We start from the raw sequence: 16,342 nt of genomic DNA on the forward strand, positions 1-16,342 counted from the left end.
ACTCCATTCATCACTGTTGCGCGACGAGAGCGAACACCTCCGCGCGCAGGCGAGCAATCTACTGAGAAAGGGCAGATTCATGCAGCCACTCATGTCACCCGTGCGCGCTCGCGAGACCGGGCAAAGCGTCGAACTCGCTGAAAGGCAGCCTGCGGACAAACCCGTCGTGTTGATCACGGGCGTTTCCACCGGCATCGGACGTGACTGTGCGCAATTGCTGATCCGTCATGGCTACTGCGTCATCGGCACGCTTCGCAGGCAAGCCGACGCGGAAGCGCTGCAAGCCGAACTCGGCGCCGACTTTCTGCCGCTGCTGATGGACGTGTGTGACATCGAGGCGTTACCCCGCGCCGTCGCGCAGACGCAATCCTGGCTGGGTACACAGCGTCTCGTGGCGCTGGTGAACAATGCTGGCGTGGCATCGCCGAACGGGCCGCTCGCGCATCAGCCGCTTGCGGAAGTGCGGGCTATTTTCGAGGTGAACGTGTTCGGTCTGCTGGCCTTGACGCAAGCATTTTTGCCTCTGTTGGGGGCTCGGCAAGGGGCCACGGGGCGGGGCCGCATCATCAACATCAGTTCGGGCGCAGGCGCAATGGTGACGCCGCTCGCCGGGGCCTATGCCGCATCCAAGCACGCACTGGAAGCGATGAGCGATGCGCTCCGACGCGAACTGTGTTTCTACGGTATCGCCGTGAGCGCCATCGAACCTGGCGCGATTCGCACACCACTATGGGACAAATCGCAATCCAATCTCTCGTACGCCACGACCGACTACGCCCAGCCCATGCAGAAGTTGCACGCCATGCTGCGAGGCTTCAACCAGACGGCTGCGCCGGTCGAGTCGGTGAGCCGGGTGGTGCTGCGTGCCCTGCGCGCGAGCCGCCCGAAAGCGCGCTATCCGTTGAGCAGAATGTGGTTCGTGTCGCGCTGGTTGCCGGTTCGCTGGGTAGACCGCATGCTGACCAGAAGACTCGGACTGGATGCCTTGTCTTCTGGACAAAACAGCAGGCTGTGATCAGAAGCCGACCTGCGCACCGCCTTTGAGTTGCAGCATGTCGCGTGTCTCGTCGGGCGTGGCCGGTTCGAGATTCAGCGCGTGCAGGATCGAGACCACGCGCTTCACCTGGTCTGCATTGCTTCTGGACAACATGCCGGGCCCATCCCACAGCGAATCTTCGAGTCCTACACGCACGTTGCCCCCCATCGTTGCGGACATCGTGGCGAGCGGTATCTGGTTTTTTCCGGCACCCAACACCGACCAGTAGTAGTCGTCTCCGAACAGGCGGTCAGCCGTACGCTTCATGTGCAGCACGTCCTCGGGATGTACGCCGATCCCGCCGAGCAACCCGAACACCGACTGGATCAGCAACGGGCCCTTGAGGATGCCGCGGTCGAGGAAGTGCGCGGTCGTATAGAGATGCCCGATGTCGTAGCACTCGATTTCGAAGCGCGTGCCATGGTCCGCGCACGACTCCAGGATGTATTGAATGTCGCTGAAGGTGTTTTTGAACACCCGGTCCCGCGAGCCTTCCAGATAGTCGCGCTCCCAGCCGTGCTGAAACTCGTGAAAGCGATCGAGCATGGGATACAGGCCGAAGTTCATCGATCCCATGTTGAGCGACGCCACCTCAGGCTTGAGTTGCAGCGCCGGCTGCAGCCGTTCTTCCACCTGCATATTGGGCGCGCCGCCCGTGGTGAGGTTGATCACGACATTCGAGCGCTTCCTGATGTTGGGAAGAAACGCCATGAAGTGCTTCGGGTCCTGCGACGGCTGGCCGTTGTGCGGCAGACGTGCATGCAGATGCACGATGGACGCGCCTGCCTCTGCTGCGTCCACCGCGGCGTTCTCGATCTCGGATGCGCTGACGGGAAGATACGGCGACATGGAGGGCGTGTGAATCGAGCCTGTCACCGCGCAGGTGACGATGACCTTCTTTTGCCTGGCTGACATAAATCCTCTCGGTGTGAATTTGCCTTGATGCCTGAACGATTATTCAAACAAAGGCTTTCACACGAGTGGACATTTGACGACAAACAGTTATCCGTTGACGACATGCCGCGCGGGCGCGCGTGATCTACGCAGGGCGTCGAAGGGATCGCATCTGCGAGGGCGCGCACTCGAACTGCGCCTGAAACCAGCGGGAGAACGAACTGAGATTGGAGTAGCCGAGTTGCTCGGCTACCCGGCCGAGCGAATAGTCGGTATGGACGATGTAGCGTTGCGCGAGTTCACGCCTGACGTCGTTCACGATGGAGGAGAAATTCGCTTCGCTGTCGTCGAGCCGGCGTTGCAGGGTGCGTACGTTCATGCCCAGGCCGGAGGCAATCTGTTCGACGCTGGCACGGCCCATCGGCAGCAGCAGATAGACCGATTTTCGGACATCCCGCACGATGCTTTTGCGGCCCGCTTCGGGAATCGCGTCGATAAAGGTGCGGGCATAGGCCGCCATCGTGGTGTCCGCGGTGGCGTTCGGCTTGTCGAGATCCGCCGTGAGGCACTTCACGCCATTGAAGTCGCTGTCGAAGTGAATCGGGCAGCCGAACATGCGCCGGTACGCCTGCAGATTCCCCGCGGCTTGGTGCGTGAAGTGCACTGACTGCGGACGCCAGTGCGAGCCGAGAATCGAACGGAACACCAGCATCAATACACCAGCCGCCATTTCGATCGACTGCCGCGCGTCGCCCGGTTGATCGGTCATGATCTCTTCGCGCACCAGGGCCATCTTGCCCGCGTCCTCGATCATCATGCCGAGGGCTTCATTCATCAGATGACGATACTGAATGATGGTGTTGATGGCGTTACGTGCCGAAGGTTGATGCGTCAGAAGCAGGCTGATGGGGCCGAAATCCGACAGGGTGCGCGCCTCGGCCATCAGCAGACCGAAGGTGCTGCAACCGCTGGCTTCCGCGGAGGTTTCGAGCAGTGCCACGGCGCTATCGACAGGGATCAGTTGTGAAGGCGTGGCCAGAATGCGCCGGCTCAGGCCGACCTTGCGCAGCAGCGACAACGGGTTGAGCCCTTGCGATTGTGCCACCGCTTCGTAGTGACAGAGCACGGCGGAGCGGACCTGCGTGTTGTTGCGTTTGGCGGTAGACGTGCGCACCAGATTCCTCTCCAGACCAGACCGACGTGGCGCTTCCGTGGTGTAAAGCGTCGCTCGTGTGTGTCGTTAAATGTTAATTAAGTGTCATCTAATGTCAATTGGTGAAAACGGTGCTGCACTTACAGTTGTACCGTGAACTGAGCCTGGTCAGGCAGAACCTCTTGCTGCGTTGCCCTGAGCGAAGTCACCGGAAGAGACAGCATGGCGTGGCGCCGCATAAGCCACTGCCTGCCCGCAGACGACGCGCGCCAGCCCACCGGCGACGCACTGGGCACGAGCGAGGAGACAATGCATGATTCCCGAGACAACCCCGACCATCCTGATGGTCCCGGGCTTGCGCGATCACGTCGCGCAACATTGGCAAACCCTGTTGCAAGGCAAGCTACCAAAAGCGGCCTCAGTGCCGCCGCTCGAACACGACGGGTTGAGTTGCGCCGCGCGTGTCGCCGCGCTCGATGCCGCGCTCGCGAAGATAGACGGCCCCGTCATTCTGGTCGCGCACAGCGCGGGCGTGATGATCACGGTGCACTGGGCGAAGCGGCATCACCGGCAGATTCACGGTGCGCTGCTCGCGGCACCGGCCGACCTCGATACGCCGCTGCCGGAAGGCTATCCCGACTTCGACACGTTGACACAGCACGGCTGGCATCCAGTGCCGCGCGGTCCGCTGCCGTTCGCCAGCATCGTCGGCGCGAGCCGCAACGATCCACTCGCGCAGTTCGAGCGCGTGAGCGAGATGGCGAAGGCGTGGGACAGCCGCCTCGTCGACCTTGGTGAAGTCGGCCACCTCAACCCGGCGGCGGGCTTTGGCTCATGGCCGATGGCCGAAACGCTGATCCGCGAGCTGTTCTGATTGCGCACGTGCGGCCGCGTCGATCCTCTGATAACAGCAGGCAGGAGAACTCATGGAAGGTTTGATGATGCAGCAGCCGCTGCTGGTTGCTTCGTTGCTCCAGCACGCTGAACGCCATCACGGCACGCAGGAAATCGTGTCGCGTCGCGTCGAAGGAGACATTCACCGCTATCAATACCGAGATCTTGCGCGCCGCGCGCGCCGCCTCGCCAATGCGCTGGCCGGACTCGGCATCGCACCGGGCGAGCGGGTGGGAACGCTTGCATGGAACGGCTATAGGCATCTCGAACTGTATTTCGCGGCGTCCGGCTCCGGCGCGGTGCTGCATACGCTCAACCCGCGCCTGCATGTCGAACAACTGGCGTACATCATCGAGCATGCGGAAGATCGCGTCATCTTCTTCGATCTGAGCTTTCTTGCGCTGATCCAAAGCGTTGCACCGCATGTGAAGAGCCCGAAGGTGTTCGTGGCCATGACTGACCGTGAGCATATGCCGCACGCGCACGGCCTGCCCATTCCGCTGCTGTGCCATGAAGACCTGATTGATCTGCACAGCGATGTTTTCGAGTGGCCGGCGCTCGATGAGAACACGGCTTCATCGCTGTGCTACACCTCGGGCACGACGGCGCGTCCGAAAGGCGTGCTGTACAGCCACCGCTCGACCGTTTTGCATACCTACGCGGCAGCCTTGCCCGATTCGCTGAACTGCGCCGCGCGCGATGTGATCCTGCCAGTCGTGCCGATGTTCCATGTGAATGCATGGGGGCTGCCGTATATCGCCGCAATGGTCGGGGCGAAGCTGGTGTTGCCCGGTCCGGCGCTCGACGGCAAATCGCTGTACGAACTGATCGAGGCAGAGCAGGTCACCGTCTCCGCTGGCGTGCCAACGGTCTGGCAAGGCTTGCTCGCGCATGTCGAAGGCATGGCGGGCGCGTTCTCTTCGATGCGGCGCACGATCATTGGCGGCGCGCCCTGTCCGACCGCCATGACGGCGGCGTTTCAGGAGCGTCACCGGGTCGACGTGCTGCACGCCTGGGGCATGACCGAGCTGAGCCCTGTGGGCACGGTGTGCAGCTTCAGGTCGCACCAGTTGTCTTTGTCCACTGAGGAACGCTATGCGGTTCAGGCGAAGCAGGGACGTCCGGTATTCGGCATTGATATGAAAATCACCGGCGCGGACGGGGAGGAGCTGGCATGGGACAACGCGGCCGCCGGCGACTTGCTGGTGCGCGGCCACTGGGTCACGCGGCACTACTTCCGCAGCGATGAGCCCGCGTTGCAGGAAGGATGGTTTCCAACCGGCGACGTGGCACGCATCGACGCCGACGGCTTCATGCAGATCACCGATCGCAGCAAGGACGTCATCAAGTCCGGCGGCGAATGGATCAGCTCGACCGAGATCGAAAATGTGGCGTATCTGCATCCCGAGGTCACGAGCGCCGTGTGTATCGCCGCGCGGCATCCGAAGTGGGACGAGCGGCCGTTGCTGCTGGTCGTGAAAAAGCCCGACAGCACACTCGCGGCCGATGAACTGCTGGGCTTCTTCGACAACAAGGTGGCGAAGTGGTGCAAACCGGATGCCGTGGTGTTCGTGGAGACGGTGCCGCTCGGCGCGACAGGGAAGGTACTCAAGAACCAGTTGAGAGATCAGTTCAGCAATTACTACCTGACAGGCTCATAAACCGTTCAGGCAGCAACGCAGCTTCATTCACGCAATAACCAGAAGAACAGCCGGATATCACCGGCATACCATTGGAGACACGGAATGAAATTGAAGTTGATCTGCACCGCGGCACTGGCGATGTTCGCCACGACCGCCTACGCCCAATCTTCCGTCACGCTTTACGGCGTGCTTGACAGTGGCGTGTTATATCAAAGCACGTCGGCGGCGACGTTCCTGCCGCATGCGCCCAATCTGGGGCACGTCTATCAACTGAAAGACGGCGGCATATTTTCCAGCTTCTGGGGCATCAAGGGAAGCGAGGACATTGGCGGCGGCTACCGGATCAACTTCAAGCTGCAAGGCGTGTTCAATTCCATGAGCGGCAAGTTCGGATTGTCCGATACGCCTGGCACTACTGCGATTTTCAACCAGTTCGCGACGATTGGCGCATCCGGTCCGTTCGGCACGATCGACATGGGGCGGCAGATCATCCCGATGATCTATGCGATGGCCGAAACCGACGTGCGCGGCGCGCAGTATTTCGGCAGCATTCTGACCGCGTGGCTGGGCGTGAATCAGGCGGCGGGCTGGCCGGGCACCAGTACCAATGCACCAATCGGCGCACTGTATGACAGCAATGCGGTGGTGTATCGCTCGCCGAAATTCTTTGGCACCTCGCTCGCGCTGGAGTACGCGCCGGGTGGCGTCGCCGGACAAGCTCAGGGCGGCACGCGCGAGTCGGCCGTGCTCAAGTTTTCGAATTACGGTTTGAATCTGTCCGCGGTGTACTACAACGGGCACGACACCAATCCGTTTCCCATCACTTATCCAAACGCGCCCGCAGCGGCAGCAACCGGCCTCGACAACAACCGCTTTTATTACCTCGGCGCGATGTACACGATTGCCGGCTTTTCGGTGTCCGGTTCGTATGGCATCGGCAAGAATCCCGCGAGCCCGAACACAGCCGACTTCGAGATGATTTCAGGTGGCCTCGGCTACCAGTTCAATCCGCGTTTCAAGGTCACTTCTGGCTACTACTACCTGAAGGACCGGAACCACTCGGCGAACCATTCGAGCGAATTCTCGGTGGGCGCCGAATACAGTCTCTCGACCCGCACCAGCGCGTACGCCCAGGTCGGCTATGTCGACAACAAGGGGACGATGAACCAGACGATCATCTACGGAGCACCGGTCGCGCCTGGCGTGTCCACCACGGCGGCCATGATCGGCATTCGCCATACCTTCTGATGCCCCATCCATCAACTACATCGACCGGAGCTAATCTATGAAAGTCATTCCGCTCTGCGGGCTGGCAGTTTTTCTGTTGACCGTGACCGCGTCAATCAATGGCTGGGCGCAGGCGGGTGCGGCGGCCAGTGCACCGGTGGCGTCCGCTGTGGCCGCATCGGGAGACATGTCGGCGCCGTCCAGCAGGAAAGCGGATCGCGCGCTGCGCCGCAAGGTGTATGCGGCGATAGCAAAGCATAAGGAGATCAGCGCCGGAGACATCAGCGTAAGGGCGAAGAACGGCGTGGTCACGCTCAATGGCACATCCGCCGATGCTTCGCAGGTGGACAGGATCGCTGAGATCGCACGCGGTGTGCCGGATGTCACATCGGTGATCAACAAACTGACCGTGCAGAAGCCGCTTGGCGGGATGTGAGTGGCGATCGTCGTCACCGGTTAGGGAGCGGTGCAGTACGGATGGAGTAATGCGTTTTAAAGCAACCTGAATGGGGGGAAATCCTGGGTATTCGTCATGTTGCTTACGAATTCGTTTCTCTGTAAGGTTGCTGCAGGCATCGATAAAGACGCCAGAAAAATATCAGAACCTGAGAGAAAGTCCGAGTACTCCAATATATCCAATAACCGAGGGCAGAAATCGCACTAAGCGCAATAAGCACTGTCAGTAAACGATAGCGCGCGCGTTGGCAGGACAATGCGCGCGTCATCGCCAAGATCAACACGGCCGGAGCCTGTTACCGGCAAGCGCCTCACGAATTATTTCTGATTTATTTTTCACCGCTGTGTGTTCTATTGACGTACCCGAGCGCCAGTCGATCGACGTCGATAGCGACACACACGGTGCACCGCATCTACTCAAACAAACATCGAAGTCACGCGGGCCTCGGCATCCAGCTGGATGAATTCTTATTTCAAGAACAGGAGGCGTCATGCAATCTGCATGCAAGCGGCTTCGCCGTGTGCACTTCGGTCACCGGGCCATCATCGTTTTCTCCCTGCTTTCATCTTTCACAGTACAGGCCGTCGCCGAAGACAAGTTCGAGGTGCGAGATCTCGGCACGCTCTCGGGTTATACCAGTCAGGCTTCGAGCCTCAACGAGCGCGGCCAGGCAGCCGGCTTTTCGAACGTCGCGGATCAGAACCAGCACGCCACCCTGTATGAGGGCGGCAAGGTCATTGATCTGGGTACGCTGCCCGGCGGCCTCAATGCCGCGGCCGACGGGATCAACGATCGAGGCCAGGTGATAGGGTGGTCGGCCGTTGGCGGTAACGAGCAGGCCATTATCAACGAGCACGCGTTTCTGTATGAACACGGCGAGATGATCGACCTCGGCACGCTGCCCAATGGCCACACCAGCATAGCGAACGGCATCAACGATCGTGGCCAGGTGGTGGGGTGGGCGCTCAATGCACTCACGGATACGCGGGCCGTGCTGTTTGAAAAAGGCAAGGTCATCGAGCTGGGCACGCTGCCCGGCGGCTACTTCAGTGCGGCCTATGCGATCAACGATCGCGGCCAGGTGGTGGGCTGGTCCACCAGCGCCACCTCGGGTAACGACCACGCGTTTATCTACGACCACGGCGAGATGCACGACCTCGGCACGCTGCCCGGTGGCAATAGCAGCGACGCGTTCGGACTCAACAATCGCGGTCAGGTGGTCGGCCAGTCGCTCGTCGCCAACGGATACGAGCACGCTTTTCTCTACGACCACGGCGAGATGATCGACCTGGGCACGCTACCCGGCGGCAACCTGAGCATGGCATTCGGCATCAACGATCGCGGCCAGATAGTCGGTCAGTCAACCGATGCAAGCGGAAACTTTCGCGCCTTCCTGTATGAACACGGCAAGATGATCGATCTCGGCATGCTGCCGGGCGGCAACACCAGCACGGCGACCTCGATCAATGAACGCGGTGAGATTGGCGGCTACTCGGGCACACCGTTTACGCCGTGGCACGCCGCTATCTGGACGCGCAAATGACGGCTGCCGGTTGCCCACGGTAGCGGGCAAGGGTAGAGGGTTTGGCATGGGCTGTAGCGCGCGAACGTCCATGCCATTCGACTCAGAACCATAAAGTTTTCCTGATTTCTTTCCGTTAACTTGTCAGCCCATTGGGCCTGGAGTTTTTTGCGTAGAATGCGCCTGCCAACGCGATACCCGGCGTAGAACTCTTTCATTTGCGATGCACGTCGATCTTCTTACCCTTTATTTCCTTGCGATCGGAACGCTCTTCGCCAGTTCCGGCATGACGCTCTGGGAACGACGGGCGCATCCCATGCGCAGCAGGGTACTCACGATTCTGGCAGCAGGCTACGCCACGCTCGCCATTGGCTGTGCCACGGTAACAGTCCGCCACTTCCTGCCCGGTGCGGCCGGCTCGGCGATAAGCAATCTGGTGCTCGTCAGCGGGTATCTGTTGATCCTGCACGGCGTCGCATCATCGAGCGGCCGGCAGTATCGGAACGGTTCTGTCGCGCTGCTCATCCTGCTGGCGCTCACATGGGTCGCGGCCGGGACGCGTTGGGAAGATGCAGTGTGGTACTACGCCAGCGCGATTCCTATTGCGCTGGCTAGCGGCGTGACGTCGTATGAACTGCTGCGCGGCGATGGCCATAAAGTCAGCCAGTCACGGCACATCGCCGTGTGGGTGACGGGCATCCACGCGCTCCTGTACGCTGCCAGAGCCAGTATCTTGCCGTTGTTGGCTGCCCGCTACGGGCGGCCGCTGGTCGCGGTGGCCAGCGAAATGACCATGTACGAAGGCGTGCTGTATTCGGTGATTCTGCCGATGACCTTGTTAAAGCAGATTCGCGAGGAAACCCACGACAGGCTGCTGCTGGAATCGCAAACGGATTATCTGACGCGCCTCGGCAATCGCAGATGGTTCTTCGAAGAGGGCGCGCGTGTCATCGGCGACGAGACGCGAAACGGGCCGATTTGCCTCCTCGCGTTCGATCTCGATCACTTCAAGAGAATCAACGATCAATACGGTCACAAGACGGGCGATGAAGTGCTACGGGTATTCGGCGAAATTGCCCGCAGCGTGATGAAATCCGATGCGATTCTCGCGCGTATCGGCGGAGAGGAGTTTGCTGCTTTGCTTCCCGGCCACGATGCGCGTAGTGCCAGAGAAGTGGGCGAGTCTTTCGCCAGGCGTTTCGCGGAGACAATCCCACGCAGCATCGATGGCGTGGCAATACGCGCGACGGTGAGCATCGGACTCGCGCAACTCGGCTCTGAAGCGCCCACGCTTGCCGACCTGCTGGCCGCCGCTGATATGGCTTTGTACAGCGCGAAGGCGCTCGGCGGCAATCGGGTCGTCCTGGCGCCGACTGCGTCGCGCTCCGAAATCGCCTGAAGACAGGCGCGTTCGCGCGGCCGCCTCACCCACACCTAGCTGGCAAATTGCCGTCCCACGAAGTCGATATGCGCCAGCATGGCTTGCTGAGCCGCATCCGGATTCCGTTCACGTACCGCAAAGTAGATGGATTCGTGCTGGCGCATGCGCATGGCCGACTGCACGGCCGCGTTGGCGTTGTTCGCCGTGGCGTCGAAGGTGTTCGCGGCAATGTGGTCACGCAGCATCGTGATGACGCTTGCGTAGAACTGCCCGAGCATGCGGTTGTGAGCCGCCGTGGTGAGGGTGGCGTGGAATTCTCCGTCCATCCTGGCCTCAGCGTCGATATCGCGCTCGGCGATCGCGTCGTGCATCCGGGCGAGCAGGGATTCGAGTCTGTGCAGTTCATCCGGTGTCGAGCGTTGTGCCGCGAAACGCGCGGCCGCGCATTCGAACACCATCCGAAATTCGAGCGTTTCTTCGCGCAACGGCGGATGCTCGGCGATCAGCTGTAGCCAGGGTGATGCCAGCGTAGCGGATTGCCGCTGGATCACGTAGACGCCGCTGCCAGGCCGCGTTTCGAGCGTGCCTTTGCTCACGAGGTGCCGGATTGCCTCGCGCACGGTAGGCCGCGACACACCGAATTGTTCGGCAAGCGTCCGCTCTGCCGGCAAACGCGCAGAAACCGCCCAGCTGCCGTCGAGCAGCTTGTCCTCCATTTGCCGTACCACTCCGTCGAGGACGCCGGAAGAAAGCCTGTGAAATCCCATACCTGTATCGAGCGGATTGGCCTGACCAATTTGTGCGAGGCCAGCAGAGAACGGACTATTGCCGGGATCGAACAGCGCAACCCGGTATCAAGATCGTGGGCCTGTTCGTCCCCACATATCAGGAGAAAACATGGCGCATTCTACTTCACTGGTTATCCGGCTGCACGCTGACGACGACGTCGCCATTGCGCGCGGACCCATCGCCGCCGGCACGACCCTCCACGAAGCCGGTGACATTGTCACCCGCGCGGATATTCCGGGCGCGCACAAGGTCGCGTTGCGCTCACTCAAGGTGGGCGACGCCGTACGACGCTATGGGCAGATCATCGGTTTCGTCACGCAGCCGATCGAAGCGGGCGACCACGTGCACACGCAAAACGTGTCGATGGGCGATTTCGCCCGCGATTACGCCTTTGGCGAGGACATGAAGGCAGTCGTGCCAGCAGCGGAAACGCGCACGTTCATGGGCTTCCGTCGTGCGGATGGTCGCGTGGCGACGCGCAACTATATCGGCGTGGTGAGCACGGTGAACTGCTCGGCGACGGTGACCAAACTCGTCTCGCAGCATTTCTCCGCGCCCGGCAAGCTGGATGCTTTCCCCAACGTAGACGGCATCGTACCGGTCACGCACAGCTTCGGCTGCTGTATCGACCACAACGGCGAGGGCGTACAGCAGTTGCGTCGCACGATTGGTGGATTTATCCGTCATCCGAATTTTGCAGGCGTGCTCGTCATTGGGCTGGGTTGCGAAGCGAACCAGATGGGCGCGTTGTTTATCGCCGAAGGTGTCGAGCCGAGCGCCGCGATGGTGCCGCTCGTCATCCAGGAGCAGGGCGGCACGCAAAAGACAGTCGACGCTGCCATCGCCGCCATTGAAAAGATGCTGCCGGTGGCCAATGAGGTCAAGCGCGAGCCGCTGCCCATCTCCTATCTCAACATTGCCTTGCAGTGCGGCGGCTCCGATGGTTACTCGGGCATCACGGCGAATCCGGCGCTCGGCGCGGCAGTCGATCTGCTGGTGCAGCACGGCGGCACGGCCATCCTCAGCGAGACACCGGAAATTTACGGCGCGGAGCATCTGTTGACGCGCCGTGCGGTGACCCCGGAAGTCGGCCAGAAGATCGTCGAGCGGATTCACTGGTGGGAAAGCTACGCGGAGCGCGAGAAGGGCAGCATCGACAACAACCCGACGCCCGGCAACAAGGCCGGTGGTCTCACGACGATTCTCGAGAAATCGCTCGGCGCCGTGGCCAAGAGCGGATCGACGCCGCTCACGGGCGTGTTCCGCTACGCCGAGCCGATCGACACCAAGGGCCTCGTGTTCATGGACGCGCCGGGCTACGACCCGATGGGCGCCACCGGCCAGATCGCGAGCGGCGCGAATCTCGTGTTGTTCACGACGGGACGCGGCTCGTGTTTCGGCGCTAAGCCGGCGCCGTCCATCAAGCTCGCAACCAACACGAAGATGTACACGCGCATGATCGACGACATGGATATCAACTGCGGCGACATCATGGACGGCGCGGTGACGGTCGAGCAGAAAGGCCGTGAGATCTTCGAGTTGATCATCAAGATTGCCTCCGGCGACGAAAGCAAGAGCGAGCAACTCGGCGTCGGTAACGAGGAATTCGTCCCCTGGATGATCGGCGCGCAGATGTAAGAACACCTCCCGGTTAGACCTAACCGGACTCTCGCGGGCTGTTCGGCCCGCATCCCTTGCAGGTAATACGAAAAACGGCAGCGCGCCTGGGTCACGAACCTGGGGGTGCTGACCGGTGGAGACGATGTGCAATGAAGATCAAGGAAACCATCGAGAAATTTCCTGGCGGGATGATGGTGATTCCGCTGCTGTGGGGCAGCCTGCTCAACACGTTTTTTCCCAACGTCCTCACCATCGGCAGTTTCTCCACCTCACTCGCGCACGGCGCGCTACCCATTCTCGCGGCCTTCTTCGTTTGCATGGGCGCGGAAATCCAGTTGAAGACGGCGCCGCGCGCCTTGAAAAATGGCGCGGCCATTACGCTCGCCAAGCTGGCGAGCGGCGTCGCGATCGGCCTGCTCGTCAACTTTCTGTTCAAGGGCCGTCCCATCTTTGGTCTGTCCAGCATGGCGATCATCGCGGCCATGACCAATGCGAACATGGGTCTTTACGCGGCACTGACCAAGCAGTTCGGCGATGAGGTGGACCGCGGCGCGCTCGCGGTTTTGTCCATTCTGGAAGGGCCGTTCCTGACGATGCTCGCGCTCGGCGTATCGGGGCTCGCGAAGATTCCCTTCATCGATCTGATCGCCACGATCCTGCCCATTCTGATTGGCATGTTGCTGGGCAATCTCGATCGCGACATGCGCGCTTTCCTGAAGTCGGGCAGCGACCTGCTGATTCCTTTCTTCGCCTTCGGTCTGGGTGCGCAGATCAATCTTCACGCGATCCTGGGCGCGGGCATGTCGGGCGTGCTGCTCGGGCTGGTGACGCTGATTGTTGGCGGTGCGTTCAATCTGATTGCGTCGCGGCTGGCGGGAGGGTCGGGCGTGGCCGGCGTGGCCGTCTCTACCACGGCGGGCAATGCCGTGGCGACACCGACCGCGATCGCCGCCGTCGATCCGCATCTGGCTTCGCTCGTCGCCATCGCGACGCCGCAAATCGCGGCTTCGACGATCGTGACCTCGTTGCTCGCGCCGTTTCTCACTGCGTTGTATGCGAAGTACAGCGCGAAGGGGAAGCCGAAAGCGACGGGAGAAGAACGGGTGGTTGGGACGATGGTGGAACAGGTGGAGCGGGTTTAGGCACTGCCGCCGTTGTTATGCGGAAACCGCCGTGGCGATCGTGATTCGCTACGATTGCCACGGCGGCAGCAACTTCGAGTTTTACCCCCGCGCCGTCAACTGCGCATACACATCGTGCGACAGTTGCAGCAACTGCTTGCGGTCGATCCCGCTCGAGATCGCATAGCCAAAATCGCCATCCACCCAGTAGAACACATTCACCGGGCCGTCCTGATACAGCTTGAACGCGGTGGTGTTCGAGTTTTCCTTGCGATGCGAGATGCACAGCGTCACACGCTCGCCCGCTGGCCCGCGATACATGAACTGCGCCACCGGTCCATCCGCGCCGGGCAGGATGCGACCGCCGCTCAGTTCGAAGCCGCTTTTGTCGAGCATCGGCGGGTGCACGTCGGTGCCGAGCTTGTTGGCCAGATACTGCACGAACTCCTGTTCGTGATCGGCGGCGTCCATCGCGTTCGGCCGGTCCACGGCGGGCATGTAGACCACGTGCGCCACCGCGGCCTGGCGGGCGAGGCCATCCGAGGCATCCGCGCTGACAGGACGCGTATCCGAGGTCGAGGCGCCGGGCGTACCTGGGACTGCTTCGGGTACGTTCTTGCCCATCTGCGTGCCCACGCCAATGCCGACGCCTAGCACCAGCGCCGCCGCCATCCCCGCGAACTGCGGCCAGTTGGCCGCATTCAGCCAGCGCCGCTGTTTGACAGGCGCAGGCGCTTGCAGGCGCTTGGGTACCGGCTCGTTCAGCACGCGGTCGTAGCGCTCGTGGAACATGTTGTTCAGCGAGAAATAGTCGCTGACCCGCGCGGCGAGTTCCGGATTCTGCTCGAGTGCGCGCTCCACCTGCGTACGGCGCTCGTCGGATAGCGTGCCGTCCACGTAAGCATGCAATTCTTCTTCGCCAATCGGCGTGACTGGTTCGTTCATCGCACCACCTGTAATTTCGCTCCGGGCTGTGTGCCCGCCATCAATGCCCTGAGCCGTTCGCGTCCGCGTGACAGGCGCGACATCACCGTGCCAATCGGAATCTCCAGCGCGAGCGCCACGTCGGCGTAGCTCATCTCCTCGAGTCCGACCAGCAGCACGACCTGGCGCTGCTCGGTGGGCAAGCGCTGCAACGCGTAGTCGAGGTCGCGCATTTCCAGTGACCGCGTCTGGTCGGACGGCACGGCGAATTCGCTTTCCGCGACGCTGTCGTCGTCCACGGACACATGCACCGCCCGTACCGAGGCCTTGCGTACCTGGTTCGCGAACACGTTATGCATGATCGTGAACAGCCACGCGCGCAGATCGGTGCCGGCCTGGAACAGTTCGGTGCGCCCAAGGGCGCGCTCCAGCGTGTCCTGCACCAGATCGTCGGCCAGTTCCCGGTTGTTGATCAGCGCTCTTGCGTAGCGCCGCAACCGTGGAACGTGGTCCATCAACTCATCACGGATGTCCATTGCCCTTACCAGTGAGATATTCGGCGCGGTCCGCCGGTAGCGGCGAACGACGGCATTTCAGGTGCAAACACGCTAAACGGCATTTTATTCCCGCCGAATTGCCGGACGGGACATCTTCTGGCGGGGGCGGTCCGGTGAGGCTGAAAATCGGGCGGCCAGAGGTCGGCATTCAAAGTCCGGCACCCAGAGTCCGCCACCTAAAGGCCGGCACCCGAGGGCCGGCACCTGACGCCCCAGCCACACAAACCCTCTACTTCCAACTCCGGCGCCTGTCTACGCTACCTGCGTACAAGGCCCGGGAGCGTTCAACGCACCGTCAGCGCGTCAGCGGCGCGCATCAGCCCGCGAGCGTCCGCAGTGCCGGCCAGCACCCAGCGCTGGCCGTGCGCGGTCCATTCCAGCAGACGCAACGATCCGACCCGATGCGCGCCCCATTGCGGCTGGGCGCGCGCGGCTGTCGCGGCGGCCGTGAGCAGCACGATCGGCTGATGCTCGGCGTTCAGATACACATATTCGGTGGCGTGCGCGAACGGTCCGAGCGTCAGCGTGCGGCGGTTGACGGGGTGCATGCCCACGGCGCTCAGGTTAGGCGCACTGGCCTCGAGGGCGGCCAGGTCCCGCGGTTCTGCAACCGCCTCACCACTTCCCGAAGCCTGCATCAACGCCATCACGGCCGCATTGTTCAGCGCCTGCTGCGATATCTGCGCCGCCGCCATCCACCCGCTTGCCGCCAGCACAGCCAGCGCTGCCACGAAAATCACGGCCATGCTCGTGCGCAGGGTGCGCAGACGTGCTGCACTGCCGCGCCATGCCAGCCATCTGCCGGCCAGCGGGCGCAGCCAGCGCCTGGCAGGGCTGCGCTCAGGCAAGGGGGTATCCGCGGGGCCGAACGAGCGCTGCATCTGCTCGTTGAGCCTGCCGTAGAAGGCCACCCGGCGTGCCTCGCCGGGACGTTTGCCCAGATAGTCGCGCAAATGCGCGGCGCGCTCCGGGGAGAGCAGGCCATCGGCATAGGCCTGGATGTCCCTTTCGGAGAGCGGCGGGTCGTGGCGGGGCGGGGTGCGGTTCATGATGTTGGCGGTTTCAAGAGTGCTTACCTGCGCTAACACCTGGCCTACGGTTTTATTCCTTAGGCGATTTTTGCC

General features: G+C 61.8%; 15 protein-coding genes. 9 read left to right on the forward strand and 6 right to left on the reverse strand.

Annotated elements, in window-relative coordinates; genetic code table 11:
* The first annotated feature begins 79 nt into the window (after positions 1-79).
* Entirely contained in the window at positions 80-1,015 is a 936-nt protein-coding gene (locus D0B32_RS07125; protein ID WP_220444909.1) for an SDR family oxidoreductase, read from the forward strand.
* On the opposite strand, the gene D0B32_RS07130 is transcribed toward D0B32_RS07125, so the two are convergent.
* A complete protein-coding gene (locus tag D0B32_RS07130) occupies positions 1,016-1,951 on the reverse strand; it encodes a 3-keto-5-aminohexanoate cleavage protein (protein WP_117333108.1) in 936 nt (311 codons plus the stop codon).
* Positions 1,952-2,075: 124 nt separating this feature from the next.
* Positions 2,076-3,104 (reverse strand): AraC family transcriptional regulator, encoded by a 1,029-nt coding sequence (locus D0B32_RS07135; protein ID WP_117333109.1) that lies wholly within the window; start codon positions 3,102-3,104, stop codon positions 2,076-2,078.
* Between the two features lie 292 nt (positions 3,105-3,396).
* Here D0B32_RS07135 and D0B32_RS07140 point away from each other — a divergent pair, with 292 nt between their 5' ends.
* The 6 genes from D0B32_RS07140 to D0B32_RS07165 all read left to right on the forward strand — a co-directional run bounded on the left by D0B32_RS07140 (position 3,397) and on the right by D0B32_RS07165 (position 10,225).
* The gene (locus D0B32_RS07140; protein WP_117333110.1) at positions 3,397-3,957 is read left to right on the forward strand and encodes an alpha/beta hydrolase; all 561 of its coding nucleotides are present in this window, start codon (positions 3,397-3,399) and stop codon (positions 3,955-3,957) included.
* Between the two features lie 52 nt (positions 3,958-4,009).
* A complete protein-coding gene (locus tag D0B32_RS07145; protein ID WP_117333111.1) occupies positions 4,010-5,638 on the forward strand; it encodes a 3-(methylthio)propionyl-CoA ligase in 1,629 nt (542 codons plus the stop codon).
* Positions 5,639-5,722: 84 nt separating this feature from the next.
* Positions 5,723-6,868 (forward strand): porin, encoded by a 1,146-nt coding sequence (locus D0B32_RS07150; protein WP_117333113.1) that lies wholly within the window; start codon positions 5,723-5,725, stop codon positions 6,866-6,868.
* 37 nt (positions 6,869-6,905) lie between these two features.
* A complete protein-coding gene (locus D0B32_RS07155; protein ID WP_117333115.1) occupies positions 6,906-7,283 on the forward strand; it encodes a BON domain-containing protein in 378 nt (125 codons plus the stop codon).
* Between the two features lie 511 nt (positions 7,284-7,794).
* Complete coding sequence (locus tag D0B32_RS07160) at positions 7,795-8,847, forward strand: HAF repeat-containing protein (RefSeq protein WP_117333117.1); 1,053 nt, start codon at positions 7,795-7,797, stop codon at positions 8,845-8,847.
* 202 nt (positions 8,848-9,049) lie between these two features.
* Positions 9,050-10,225 carry a diguanylate cyclase gene (locus D0B32_RS07165; protein ID WP_117333119.1) on the forward strand — a complete coding sequence of 392 codons (1,176 nt, stop codon included), beginning with the start codon at positions 9,050-9,052 and terminating at the stop codon, positions 10,223-10,225.
* Positions 10,226-10,260: 35 nt separating this feature from the next.
* On the opposite strand, the gene D0B32_RS07170 is transcribed toward D0B32_RS07165, so the two are convergent.
* Complete coding sequence (locus D0B32_RS07170) at positions 10,261-10,974, reverse strand: FadR/GntR family transcriptional regulator (protein WP_117333121.1); 714 nt, start codon at positions 10,972-10,974, stop codon at positions 10,261-10,263.
* Between the two features lie 130 nt (positions 10,975-11,104).
* On the opposite strand from D0B32_RS07170, the gene D0B32_RS07175 reads away from it, so the two are divergent.
* Positions 11,105-12,634, forward strand: a complete 1,530-nt coding sequence (locus D0B32_RS07175) for a UxaA family hydrolase (protein WP_117333123.1) — start codon at positions 11,105-11,107, stop codon at positions 12,632-12,634.
* Positions 12,635-12,765: 131 nt separating this feature from the next.
* Complete coding sequence (locus D0B32_RS07180; RefSeq protein WP_117333125.1) at positions 12,766-13,758, forward strand: 2-keto-3-deoxygluconate permease; 993 nt, start codon at positions 12,766-12,768, stop codon at positions 13,756-13,758.
* 81 nt (positions 13,759-13,839) lie between these two features.
* Here the strand turns inward: D0B32_RS07180 and D0B32_RS07185 are convergent, their stop codons facing one another.
* The 3 genes from D0B32_RS07185 to D0B32_RS07195 form a co-directional block, all read right to left on the reverse strand.
* Positions 13,840-14,682 carry an anti-sigma factor gene (locus D0B32_RS07185; RefSeq protein ID WP_117333127.1) on the reverse strand — a complete coding sequence of 281 codons (843 nt, stop codon included), beginning with the start codon at positions 14,680-14,682 and terminating at the stop codon, positions 13,840-13,842.
* The gene (locus tag D0B32_RS07190) at positions 14,679-15,197 is read right to left on the reverse strand and encodes a sigma-70 family RNA polymerase sigma factor (RefSeq protein WP_117333129.1); all 519 of its coding nucleotides are present in this window, start codon (positions 15,195-15,197) and stop codon (positions 14,679-14,681) included. The genes D0B32_RS07185 and D0B32_RS07190 overlap by 4 nt, the downstream gene beginning before the upstream one ends.
* Positions 15,198-15,502: 305 nt before the next feature.
* Positions 15,503-16,267 carry an anti-sigma factor gene (locus tag D0B32_RS07195; protein ID WP_117333131.1) on the reverse strand — a complete coding sequence of 255 codons (765 nt, stop codon included), beginning with the start codon at positions 16,265-16,267 and terminating at the stop codon, positions 15,503-15,505.
* Positions 16,268-16,342 lie beyond the last annotated feature (75 nt).

It is taken from the genome of Paraburkholderia sp. DHOC27, assembly GCF_003429005.1.
In the GTDB taxonomy this organism is placed as follows: domain Bacteria; phylum Pseudomonadota; class Gammaproteobacteria; order Burkholderiales; family Burkholderiaceae; genus Paraburkholderia.